Source organism: Clostridioides sp. ZZV14-6154 (assembly GCF_020657785.1).
Lineage (GTDB): Bacteria > Bacillota > Clostridia > Peptostreptococcales > Peptostreptococcaceae > Clostridioides.
On the sequence record NZ_JAGWCY010000010.1, the window covers coordinates 15,595 to 28,079 of the forward strand.

General features: G+C 30.3%; 8 protein-coding genes. 7 read left to right on the plus strand and 1 reads right to left on the minus strand.

Annotated features, from left to right (window positions below; genetic code table 11):
- The first annotated feature begins 11 nt into the window (after window positions 1-11).
- From KGF45_RS16050 to KGF45_RS16065, 4 genes are all read left to right on the plus strand, one after another.
- Window positions 12-1,106: a PIN/TRAM domain-containing protein gene (locus KGF45_RS16050; RefSeq protein ID WP_227830190.1), complete on the plus strand. Its 1,095-nt coding sequence runs from the start codon at window positions 12-14 to the stop codon at window positions 1,104-1,106.
- Between the two features lie 128 nt (window positions 1,107-1,234).
- The gene (locus KGF45_RS16055; RefSeq protein ID WP_227842882.1) at window positions 1,235-3,412 is read left to right on the plus strand and encodes a hypothetical protein; all 2,178 of its coding nucleotides are present in this window, start codon (window positions 1,235-1,237) and stop codon (window positions 3,410-3,412) included.
- A 227-nt stretch (window positions 3,413-3,639) separates the two neighbouring features.
- Window positions 3,640-7,068: an excinuclease ABC subunit UvrA gene (uvrA, locus tag KGF45_RS16060; RefSeq protein WP_227830188.1), complete on the plus strand. Its 3,429-nt coding sequence runs from the start codon at window positions 3,640-3,642 to the stop codon at window positions 7,066-7,068.
- Window positions 7,069-7,080: 12 nt separating this feature from the next.
- Window positions 7,081-8,292 carry an MFS transporter gene (locus KGF45_RS16065; protein ID WP_227830187.1) on the plus strand — a complete coding sequence of 404 codons (1,212 nt, stop codon included), beginning with the start codon at window positions 7,081-7,083 and terminating at the stop codon, window positions 8,290-8,292.
- Here KGF45_RS16065 and KGF45_RS16070 read toward each other — a convergent pair.
- Window positions 8,275-9,105: a MerR family transcriptional regulator gene (locus tag KGF45_RS16070; protein ID WP_227842883.1), complete on the minus strand. Its 831-nt coding sequence runs from the start codon at window positions 9,103-9,105 to the stop codon at window positions 8,275-8,277. The genes KGF45_RS16065 and KGF45_RS16070 overlap by 18 nt on opposite strands.
- Before the next feature lie 403 nt (window positions 9,106-9,508).
- Between KGF45_RS16070 and KGF45_RS16075 the strand changes: the two genes are divergently transcribed.
- Genes KGF45_RS16075 through KGF45_RS16085 form a run of 3 tightly spaced genes read left to right on the plus strand, consistent with a single transcriptional unit; the run spans window position 9,509 to window position 12,473 of the window.
- The gene (locus tag KGF45_RS16075) at window positions 9,509-10,462 is read left to right on the plus strand and encodes a sugar-binding transcriptional regulator (protein WP_227830185.1); all 954 of its coding nucleotides are present in this window, start codon (window positions 9,509-9,511) and stop codon (window positions 10,460-10,462) included.
- Between the two features lie 37 nt (window positions 10,463-10,499).
- A complete protein-coding gene (locus tag KGF45_RS16080; RefSeq protein WP_227830184.1) occupies window positions 10,500-11,462 on the plus strand; it encodes a thiamine pyrophosphate-dependent dehydrogenase E1 component subunit alpha in 963 nt (320 codons plus the stop codon).
- Between the two features lie 24 nt (window positions 11,463-11,486).
- Window positions 11,487-12,473, plus strand: coding sequence for an alpha-ketoacid dehydrogenase subunit beta (locus KGF45_RS16085; RefSeq protein ID WP_227842884.1), 987 nt, complete (start codon window positions 11,487-11,489; stop codon window positions 12,471-12,473).
- The last annotated feature ends 12 nt before the right edge of the window (window positions 12,474-12,485 follow it).

The following is a 12,485-nucleotide window of genomic DNA, read 5'->3' on the forward strand; positions in this document are numbered from 1 at the left end:
GGGGTGAAGCATTGATAAGGAAAGTAACAAGGATATTGTTTATTTTACTTGGATTTACGATAGGTATAACGACCTATTTAACATTGATGAGAGATTTTGAAATATTAACATTTGGAAAAGAAACGTATGGTTATATAGCAGCTGTAGTAGCAGGTATAGTAATAGCTATTTTAGGATATCTTATAGAGCCGTGGGTTGTAAATAGAACAAAAGAAATTGCTAAAGTTGTGGATAAAGAGTTATCAAAATATCCTCAAACGGATATATTATTAGGGTCTATGGGTCTTATAGTAGGATTCGTAATTGCATATTTATTGAGTGGATTAGTAAACAGAATACCAATAGTAGGTGGAATACTATCTTTACTATTATATTTATTCCTAGGATATCTTGGAATGAAAGTTGCGCTTAAAAGTAAAAATGATTTATTTAATATTGGAAAATTAGGAAGATTAGCAAATCCTATTAAAGATAAGGATAAAGACAAAGATAATAAAAAAGAAGTAAAGGCGATACCTCCAAAAGTATTAGATACAAGTGTAATAATTGATGGAAGGATAGCTGATATTTGCAAAACAGGATTTGTAGAAGGAAAACTTATTATCCCTGCTTTTGTTTTGGAAGAACTAAGACATATTGCAGATTCTTCAGATGATTTAAAAAGAGTAAGAGGTAGAAGAGGTCTGGATATATTAAATATAATTCAGAAAGAATTAAATATAGAGGTTGAAATAAGTGAAAGGGACTTTGATGATATAGCAGAAGTTGATAGTAAATTATTAAAGCTTGCCCAAGTATTAAATGGAAAAGTTGTTACTAATGATTATAACTTAAATAAAGTTGCTCAATTTCAAGGTGTTGAAGTATTAAATATAAATGAGTTGGCTAATGCTATAAAACCAGTTGCAATACCAGGTGAAGATATGGTTGTTCAAGTGGTTAAAGAAGGAAAAGAAGCTCAACAGGGTGTTGCATATCTAGATGATGGAACTATGATAGTTGTTGATGGAGGAAGAAAACATATGAATGAGACTATAAAAGTTTTAGTAACTTCTGTTCTTCAAACTCCTGCTGGTAGAATGATATTTGCAAAACCTAAAAATTGATATATTCAAATAAACCTAAAATTTGGGCTGTTTATTGTAAATAGATGGTCCAAATTTATTTATTTATAACGATAATGTTTAATGTATTCTTAAGTGTGAGGATTTAAATCAGAAAGCAGGGAGAATTTATGAGAAAAAAGATTATATCTTTCTTAGCAACATTTATCATAATATTAATATCGATGAGTCAGTATAGCTTTGCAGATGATATACCAACGCATGGAAAAGTAATATTTATAGATATGAATAGAACTAGTATGAACAATATGTTAAGAATAAAATCATTGAGAGAAGAGCTAGAAAATAGAGGGTATATTGGCTTGATGAACATAAGAGGCGATAAAGGTAGTGATGATAGAAGGTCATATGCCAGTATGGGTGCTGGTGGAAGAGCCAATGTAGCTAATGAAGAAGATATTAATTTTGAAAGCTCAAGCAAAGATAGAAATATAGTTTTTGAATCAGTTACAGGTAAGAAAGCAAAAGGTATAAATGATTTGACTATAAATATGTCAATAAATGAGAATCTAAACTTTGGAGAATATGGCTCTACATTGGGTTCATTAGGTCAAAGTTTATCTGAAAATGAACTGAAAACGTCCATATTAGGAAATGCAGATATAGTTGAAGGTGGTCAACTTGTAAAAAATAGAAATTTATGCCTAACAGCTATGGATGAGTATGGTAGAATTCCTTATGGAAATGTAGATAATATCAATAAAAAAGATTTATCTATGCCTTATGGAATATCAACTGATTATACTAAGCTTGTTGCTGAAACTAAAGAAGCTTATAAAAACAGTGATGTAGTTTTTGTAGAACTTGGAGATACATATAGATTAGATTTATATAAACCAAACTTGAATGAAAATACATATAAAAACATGAAAGACAAGATAGAAAAAAATATAGATGAATATTTAAAAAATATATTTTCTATGGTTGGAGAAAATGATACTGTTTACATAGCCAGTGCATTTCCAAGTGATTTAGATTATAAAAATAAAAGAAGACTTTCTCCAATAATAAAGTTAAGTGGGAATGGAAAAGGATTGTTGTCATCTTCAACTACTAGAAGAGAAGGTATTGTAACTAATTTAGATGTAGGAGTAGACATACTAGATAGTTTTGATTTAAAAAATCCAAATATGGTTGGAAGAAAGTATGAACTTATCAATAGAGATGATAATAAAGAATATTTAATGGATGAATATCAAAAGATAGTATCTATTTCAAGTATAAGGTCTGTGATATTAAATGGTTTTGTAAATGTAGTTTTTTTGTCGTGGATAGTTGCGATGATTGCAATTTTATTTAGAAAACATATATCAAAAAAACACAAAGAAACAACATACTTTATACTAAAAGAACTTTTAAAAATAGGAATAGTAATGCCTCTGTCATTTATGATAACCCCAATAATGAACTTTAAAACACCAGTAGCAATTTCCTTAGGCATAATTATAATAACACTTACTATATATTTAATAAGTAAAGTTTTAATAAAAAATGACCTAAAAAATATTCTATTCTTTACAGGATTAACTATATTGATTATGGTTATAGATTCTGCACTTGGTGCATATCTAATGAAAGGTAATGTAATGAGCTATGATTGTATAATTGGAGCTAGATATTATGGTGTAGGAAATGAATATCAAGGTGTGGCAATAGGGAGTGCAATTTTTACATTTGCAATTTTATTGACATATAAAAAGATACCAAAATGGTCTGTAATAGTCTTTTCTTTAGCCATTTTAATTACTAGTGCATCTCCAATTATGGGAGCAAATGTAGGAAGTGCTATTTCTGAATGTGTAGCATTTTTACTATTTATATTATTGATATATGATGTAAAGATAGATTTTAAAAAAGTTATATTGTTAGGCATAGCAGTACTACTTGTTTTAGGAGTTTTTGTAACAATAGATATAGTTTCAGGAAGCAACTCACATTTAGGTATGTTTGTAAAAGACATTTACTTTAATGGTCCAGGAGAAATAATACAAACATTTAGTAGAAAGATAGAAATGAATTTAAAATTAGCTCAAACCAGTGCATGGGTAAATATATTATTAGCTGGAATAGGAGTAATTTTAGTACTTATGCTTACTCAAATTAGATATTTCAAACAATTAATTAATGAATATCCAATTGTATTTAAAGGGTTTATAGCATCCGTAGTAGGATGTTTTGTCACTCTTTTAGTAAATGATTCTGGTATAGTTTCATCAGCTACAGCTTTTATATATGTAATTGTACCTATGATTATATTAAGTATAAATATGACAGCATTAAAGGAATAAATTATAGATATCGCTATATAAAGGTTAAAATATTAATTTAAATTGATTTTTATATAATACAATTAAAGAGAGTGTCTCAAAATAATTTTTTAAGATTATAGATGAGACACTCTTTTTTATGTAAATACAATATATTATATATTTGTTAATAAAAAATAAAGAAAAAAATACCCCTTGCTATTGACACAGTGTCATGTTGTAACCTCTATTTAGAGAGGTGAATGATGATGAAAATATTAAACTATACAAATCAAAGTATAATTACTAATCCTACAAAATTTGAAAAAGAGTATAAGAACCTTCCTACTACTCCTACTGAACTATTAGAGATTGTTCAGAATTTAATTATTCATGGAGAACATGGAAATCTATATGGTGTATCGTTTAGTAAGCAACAATCAGAAGAAGAATTACTACGTACAGTTTCACAAATGCTAGGGAAGATTATGAAGATAAATTCTCAATCGATAACTATACCTAGAGAACCAAAGCAACGATTAGTAGGTATGTGTAGAGATTATTCTTTACTCTTTGTTTCTTTTCTTAGGTATCAGGGTTACGAAGCCAGAATGAGAGCTGGGTTTGCCAGCTACTTTCAAAGTGAGATTCCTTATGAGGATCATTGGGTTGTTGAATATTATAATAAAATCCAAAACAGATGGATAAAAATTGATGCTCAGATTGATGAGATTCAAAAGAAACATTTTCAACTTGATTTTGATACTCATGATATTGGTAAAGAAAATGGATTTTTAACAGGAGCAGAAGCTTGGATAAATTGCCGACAAGGTACTGCTCATCAGTATGATTTTGGATACAACAAAAACTGGAAAGGATGGCACTCAGTAAAAGGAAATCTTTTACATGATTTTAATAATCTCATTGGATTAGAGTTACTTCCTTGGGATTTATGGACAGAATTGAGTACAAAAAAATATAGTCAACTAACTATAGAAGAAAAAAATTTATTAGATGAAATCGCCGAAATAATATCTGATAAAGATATGAAGATAAATAACATAAATAAGCTGATTTCTAAATTACCAGAAGAATACATTACATCTATTTTTTCTCAACTTAAACTATTAGGTATTTTAGAATCAAAACAATTTAGCAATCCTAAAGAATTGGAGAAAAAATTTGAACTTATTAAGACTTCGAAAATACCTAGTAAATACATACCTTCTTCTAACAAAGATACAATTTATTTAAAAGGAGGGAGACAAAATAATTTAAAGGATATAGAAGTGAGTATTCCCAAAAATAAGTTTACAGTAATTACGGGAGTAAGTGGCAGTGGAAAATCATCCTTAGCTTTTGATACAATTTATGAAGAAGGAAAAAGACGTTATTTTGAGAATCTAAGCAATGCTGCAAAGTTACAAGAACAAATTCAAAAGCCTGAGTTTGATTTGCTTCAAGGGTTAACACCTACAATTTCTATTGAACAGAAAAAAGGAAGTAAAAATCCACGTTCTACAGTAGGAACTCTTACTGGTATTTGGGATTATTTACGAATGCTATTTGTTTCAATTGGGAGAAGCTATTGCCCATACTGTAAAGTACCCTTAAAGAAAAAGAATAAAACAAAAAATTATTGTCCACATTGTGAAACTCTTTTTTCGAAAATAAATACTTCAACATTCAATGCTAATTCCCATACAGGAGCATGCCATACGTGTAACGGTTTAGGTATTATTTATGAAGTTAACCCTCAATTAATCGTAAAAAATCCTAATATTTCCATATTAGATGGAGCTACTTATTATTGGGGAAAATTAAGAGGTAAAAAGCTAACAGGAAACTGGATGGTAGGCGAATTATTTGCAATTGCAGAACATCAAAATATTGACTTATCTACACCTTGGAACTTACTTCCTAAGGAATTTATTGATGCTATTTTATATGGTACTGGAAATAAAATATATGAATTTAGCTATGAATCAAAAGGTAGATTAGCAAAAATCAAAAGACCTGCTTCTGGAGCAATTAATCATATTCAGCGACTTTTTAGAGAATCTAGTGCAAATAATAATGCTTCACAACAATACATGGAGGAAGTACCATGTCATACGTGTAATGGTGAACTACTTAGCACAGAAGCAAGGTTTACTACCATTCAAGGTTATAGGTTTCCTGAATTAACTAAACTGACAATAGAACAATTATGGGATTGGTTATCTGAATTACCAAACTACCTTCAACAAAATGAAATAAAGGTTGTACAAGATATACTAATGGAACTAGAAATTCGAGTTAATTATTTACTAAAAGTTGGGCTACACTATTTGACTACTGACAGAACGGCACCAACATTATCAGGCGGAGAATTACAACGTGTCCGTTTATCTAGCCAATTAGGTAGTGAATTAATTGGATTAACTTATATTTTAGATGAACCTTCTATTGGATTACATCCTAGAGATCACCATTTAATGATTAAGATGATGAAAGAACTCAGAGATAAGGGTAACACTGTTATTGTCGTAGAACATGACAAGGATACCATGCTACAGGCAGATTATATTATTGATGTAGGGCCTGGTGCAGGTATAAATGGGGGAAAAATAATTGCGAAAGGAACCGTTCAACAAATTATAGAAAATCCAAACTCTATTACTGGGAAGTATCTTCAAATAACAGAGAAAAAAGGAACACTAACTAAACAAGTACCTAAAAAATGGTTAAGCTTAAAAGGATGTAATGCCCATAATTTAAAAAATATTGATGTAGAAATTCCATTGAACTGTATGTGTTGTATTACAGGTGTGAGTGGTTCTGGAAAAAGTTCGCTTATTTTTCATAGCTTAATACCAGCTTTAGAAGAACAAATAAATCAGAAAATTAATCGTAACAAAAAATATGATGAACTAACTGGAACAGAGCATATTGATGGTTTCATAACGATGGACCAAACACCTATAGGAAAATCAAATCGATCTACTCCAGCTACTTATATCAATATTTTTGATGATATTCGCTATATATTTGCTCAAACACCAGAGGCCAAGATGAGATTATTTGATGATAGTTGTTTTAGCTTTAATAGCAAAAACGGTCAATGTCCTAATTGTCAAGGATTAGGAAAAACAAAAATTACTCTACAATATATGGCTGATAGTTGGGCAACTTGTTCTGAATGTGGCGGGAAACGATATAAAAAGGAAATTTTATCAATTTTATACAAAGAAAAATCTATTGTAGATATTCTTTCCATGGAAGTACGAGAAGCAAAAGAGTTTTTTAATGACAATTCTGAATTATTTAGAAAATTATCTATATTAGAAGAGGTTGGGCTAGGTTATTTAAAACTAGGACAAAGTACTTTAGGTTTGAGTGGTGGAGAATCTCAAAGAATGAAGTTAGCGAAAGAATTGGGAGCAAAAACGAAAAAGCGAATGCTATATATCCTAGATGAACCTACTACAGGTCTTCATTTTCAAGATATTGAAAATTTACTAATTACATTTAAAAAATTAGTAGAAGAACAACACTCTTTGTTAGTTATTGAACATAATACTGAAATTATGAATGCATCTGATTGGATAATTGATGTAGGTCCTAATAGTGGTGCTCAAGGGGGAGAAATCATTGCTTTTGGAACACCTAATGATATAAAAAATAACCATGATAGCATAACTGGAAGATTCTTATAGGAGGAGAAATACATGAGAAAAGAAAAAAGTTGGCAAATGAAATTGACTGCTTACATGCTTAGTCAAACAATCTCAATGTTAGGCTCGTCTATTGTATCTTTAGCAATGATATGGCATGTCACTCTTCAAACAAACTCAGGAATTAGTATTGCAGGAATTACAATAACTACATTTCTCCCACAAGCACTCATTATGTTAGCGGGAGGAGTAATTGCAGACCGCTTTTCCATGAAAAAGATTATCATTTTGTCTGATATTTTTATTGCAGGAGCTACACTCTGCTTAGCAATTTTATACTTTTTAGGTTATCAGTCTATTTTATGGATTTACATTTTTAATACTTTCAGATCTTTGGGGACTGGAATTCAATTACCTGCCTCAAAAAGTATCCTTCCTCTATTTATTCCAGAAGATGAATTATTGCGAGCAAATAGCTATTCAACAACTATTTGGAGTGTAATACAACTTATCTCCCCTGGTTTAGGAGGATTGGCACTAACCATGTTGCCATTGGGAGAAGTTTTTCTTATTGATGTTGTGACTGCACTTATTGGTGTTAGCTTATTGTCAACCATTTCAATACAGGAAACAGAGCAAAAGGTAGCAGAAAATAGTATCAGAGAAATGAAAAAAGGATTTCAATATCTGTCTCGCTCAAAAACATTGAAAAGTATATTAATACTATACACAGTTTTTCAATTTCTAGTAGTTCCTGCTTCTCAACTAACTCCTCTTCTAGCTTCAAATAATTTGGGAGAAAAAGTGTGGATATTAAGTGTAATCGAAATTGCTTTTTCAGTAGGGGCACTGGTATCAAGTCTAGTAATGGGTTATAAAAAGATTAAAATTTCCCATTTTAAGCTAATTGGTTGTTCTGCCTTTCTATTTGGCTTGATGATGATTTTAGTAGTAATTAGTAAACAAGTGCACCTATTTCTGGTGAGTATGTTTGTTATGGGTATAGGAAGCCCTCTCTATTATACGCCACTCATTACAATTATCCAGAAAGAAACACAATTAGAATATATGGGACGTGTTTTCTCCTATGTAGACTTATTGGGAACTTTGGCTACACCATGTGGGATGTTTATATTTGGACCATTAAGTTCTATAAATTTGAGCAGTGCCTTTATCATACCTGGATTATTTCTGGCATTTTTAGGTGGAAGCATACTAATAAAAAAGGAAACAATTCTATCCAACAAATCAGATAGAATCGATTAAAACTAGAGGAATTTGAATTTCGGTTAAGTATTCTTGTGGATTATCTGTATGTCTATAATCAACAATGGTAATTTGGCGTGAGTAATCACCGATTGAATATTCATTATGTTCAATTAACCATTGCACAAGTGATGAATAAGCAACCTCAAGATTAGAATAAGGTCCATAAACCATCATTGAAGCCATAACGTCAACAGATTCCAACATTCTAAAACAAATACTACCAGAAGAAGTTCCAAGTTTCTTTACAATGAAAGCAACTTCAATGTCAACTCTATCATCTGCGTGTTCAATATCATGATAAATAGCTATATTGTTGTATCTAGTTTGGTCAATAGTAATATTATTCTGTATGACAAATTCAGTTAGCTCTTTCCAAAGGAGTTCTTCTTCGAAAGGGCTGTTCATCTTTCTTCTTAATGAAATGATAGGAATTGCTTCTACTCTTTTTAAAGATATATTGTAATGTTTTTCAATTTCATTTTTTTGAATATGCTCAATTGCTTCTTTTAGTTTGTTGGCACGAAGTTTTTCTTCTTCTATGTATTCATAGGTTGCATTTAATTTCTTTGACATTTTATCTAAAAGATACTGCTGATTCCAATGGTCAACTATATCTTTTATTTCTACGATACTAAAATTTAAGTCTCTTAACATTATAATTTTTTGAAGCAAAGGGACTTGATTAGTTGAATATAATCGGTGACCTGTAGAGGAGTCAATGTATTCGGGTTTTAAAATTCCTTTCTTATCATAATACCTCAACATTCGTACTGAAACTTTTGTTAATTTTGAAAAATCACCTATTTTCATTTGTTTCACCTCCATAAATTTAGTATATAAGATTAATTTTGATACTTCAAGATTTAATATAAACAAGAAATAAAAAATAATTTTATTAATGTTTATAAAAAATGAGTTATGATATAGATTTATATTAAAAACTAATTCTTCAAATAAAGTCAATATAACTTACAAAATAGGACATATCCATGTTACTAATAAAATATTCTTACACAAAGGTGAATCTTGTATATCAGGATTTACCTTTTTATATAGGAGAATCTCTATTTTATTTTAAAACAGTATATTTTTTGTTATACAAAAAAACAGTTGACTTTTTATATATACCACTTCTATAATGTTATTGAAATTAAGTAAAATCATTGAACAAATGTAAAAATAATTAAAAAATCTTGATTTTGGAGGAAGGGAAATGAAAAAAATTGGAGATTTAAGATTAATGATGAAATGTTGTTCACTTTATTATGAAGATAATTTGAATCAACAAGAAATAGCAAATCAATTGGGAATATCAAGACCAACAATATCAAGAATACTAAAAGAAGCTTTTGAGCAAGGAATAGTAAAAATACAAATAGTTGATGTTTTAAAAAATGACTATCAAAAAATAGAGAGAAGTTTAGAAAGAAAATATAAATTGAAAGAAGTAATAGTAGTAGATGATAAACAAGATTCATTAACACAAAAGCAAGAACTGGCAAGAGCTGTGTCTGAATATCTTACCAGAGTAGTAAAAGAAAATGATATAATTGGGGTTTCCATAGGAACAACTCTAAAAGAAATTCCTAGATATGTAGAAAAAAATAACTGCAAAAATGTTACATTTATACCTTTACTAGGTGGAATTGGAGATAATGAAATAGATATACATGCAAATCAAATAGCTGTAAGCTTAGCAAGAGCTTTTGGAGGAGATTTTAAGTTATTACATGCTCCTGCTGTGATGTCTGATTTATCTACAAAAGAAAAACTTTGTAAAGATGAAAAAATTAAAGAGGTACTAGATTTAATAGATAAAACAACTATTGCAATTGTAGGTATAGGAAATCCTATGAGTTTAAACTCAACGATAATGGCTTCAGGATATATGCATGAAGAAGATATAGACGATTTAAAAAAGTATAACTCAATAGGTGCAATTTGTTTGCAAGCTTTTGATAAGGAAGGAAAAACTTCAATACTTGAATTTAATCAAAGAGTATTAGGAGTAAAACTAAATGATTTGAAAAAGATAAAAAGAACAATAGGTGTTGCTTCAGGAGATGAAAAAATAGAAGCAATAAAAGCATCATTAAAAGCCAAATTTATAAATAGCTTAGCAATTAATCACAGTTTAGCACTTGAACTATTAGAAGATTGTGACTAATAAAAAGATAGATAAAAATTAATAGGAGGGAATTTATATGACAGTATCAAAAGAAACATTGCTTGAAATGTATAAGAGAATGAATCAAGCTAGAAAGTTTGAAGAGAAAGTTAGTTGGTTTTTTGCAAGAGGTATGGTACATGGAACAACTCATTTATCAGTAGGTCAAGAAGCTTCAAGTGTAGCCGCAGTAATGGCATTAGAAAAAGGCGATTTGGTTTCATTAACTCATAGAGGTCATAGCCAATTTATAGGAATGGGAATAGATTTAAATAAAATGATGGCTGAACTTATGGGGAAAGAGACTGGGTTTTGTAAAGGAAAAGGAGGCTCAATGCACATAGCAGATATTGAGTCAGGCAACTTAGGAGCAAATGGAGTCGTAGGTGGAGGTCTTACTATAGCTCCTGGAGCTGCACTTACACAACAATATAAAAAGACAGGAAAAATAGTTTTATGTAGTTTTGGTGATGGTGCATCAAATGAAGGTACATTTCATGAAGGAATAAACTTGTCATCAATATGGAAATTACCAATAATATTTTATTGTGAAAACAACCTATATGGTATGTCAACAAGTATAAAACGTCATATGAATATAGATAGTGTTGCTACAAGAGCAGCATCTTATGGTATAGAAGGGATATCTATAGACGGATATAATCCAATAGAAGTATATGAAACAGTACAAAAAGCTGCTGAAAAATGTAGAAGAGGAGAAGGGCCTGTACTAATTGAAAGTAGAACTTATAGATGGTTAGGTCATTCGAAATCAGATGCAAATGTATATAGAACAAAAGAAGAGATAGAATCATGGAAGTCAAAAGACCCTATAAAATTTTTAAGAAATTATCTTATAGAAAATAATATGGCAAATGAAAATGAATTAGATACAATTGAAGATTTTGCGAAACAATCAATAGAAGATGCAGTAGAATTTGCTCAAAATAGCCCAAATCCAAAAATAGAATCTTTATTAGAGGATGTATATGCAGACTAAAAATAGTAAAGGAGGAAAATAAAAATGAGTACAAGAGAATTAACATATGCACAAGCAATAAAAGAAGCAATGTCAGAAGAAATGAGAAGAGATGAAAATGTAGTATTTATGGGAGAAGATATAGGAATATACGGAGGAGCATTTGGCGTATCAGTGGGAATGATAGATGAATTTGGTCCAGAAAGAGTAAGAGATACACCTATATCAGAGGCAGCTATAGCAGGTGCAGCAGCAGGTGCAGCGGCAACTGGGTTAAGACCTATTATGGAAGTAATGTTTATGGATTTTGTTACAATATCTATGGATGCGATTGTAAATCAAGCAGCAAAAATGAGATATATGTTTGGTGGGAAAGCCCAAGTTCCAATGGTTGTTAGATGTCCTGGAGGTTCTGGAACTGGTTCAGCAGAACAACATTCACAAAGTTTGGAAGCATGGTTTTGTCATGTACCAGGAGTAAAAGTGGTTGCACCTTCAACACCAGCAGATGCTAAGGGATTATTAAAAGCAGCTATAAGAGACAATAATCCAGTAATATTTGTTGAAAACAAATTGTTATATAGAAAAAAAGGAATTGTCCCAGAGGGAGATTATGTAATTGATATTGGAAAGGCAGATGTTAAAAAAGAAGGTTCTGATGTTACAGTAATCACTTACGGAAGGATGTTGCAAAGTGTTGAAGAAGCTGTAGAAACTCTATCAAAAGAAAATATAGATGTAGAAATTATAGATTTAAGAACTTTATATCCACTAGATAAAGAGACAATCGTAAAAAGTGTATGCAAAACTGGTAGAGTTTTAATTTGTCATGAAGCAGCTAAGACTGGTGGTCTAGGTGGAGAAATATCAGCATTAATAACAGAAAGTGAATCATTTGATTATTTAGATGCACCAGTAAAAAGAATATGTGGAAAAGATGTGCCAATACCATATAATCCAGAACTAGAAAAAGCAGTAGTCCCAAGAATTGATGAAATAGAAGATGCAATAAGATCTTTAATTGTTAGATAAGGGGGGATAGAA

What these genes read in the sequence shown, in the direction of transcription:
- KGF45_RS16065 (WP_227830187.1), top strand. Translation starts at nt 7,081, where the DNA reads ATGAGAAAAGAAAAAAGTTGGCAAATGAAATTGACTGCTTACATGCTT.
- KGF45_RS16070 (WP_227842883.1), bottom strand. Translation starts at nt 9,105, where the DNA reads ATGAAAATAGGTGATTTTTCAAAATTAACAAAAGTTTCAGTACGAATG.
- KGF45_RS16055 (WP_227842882.1), top strand. Translation starts at nt 1,235, where the DNA reads ATGAGAAAAAAGATTATATCTTTCTTAGCAACATTTATCATAATATTA.
- KGF45_RS16075 (WP_227830185.1), top strand. Translation starts at nt 9,509, where the DNA reads ATGAAAAAAATTGGAGATTTAAGATTAATGATGAAATGTTGTTCACTT.
- KGF45_RS16080 (WP_227830184.1), top strand. Translation starts at nt 10,500, where the DNA reads ATGACAGTATCAAAAGAAACATTGCTTGAAATGTATAAGAGAATGAAT.
- uvrA (WP_227830188.1), top strand. Translation starts at nt 3,640, where the DNA reads ATGAAAATATTAAACTATACAAATCAAAGTATAATTACTAATCCTACA.
- KGF45_RS16085 (WP_227842884.1), top strand. Translation starts at nt 11,487, where the DNA reads ATGAGTACAAGAGAATTAACATATGCACAAGCAATAAAAGAAGCAATG.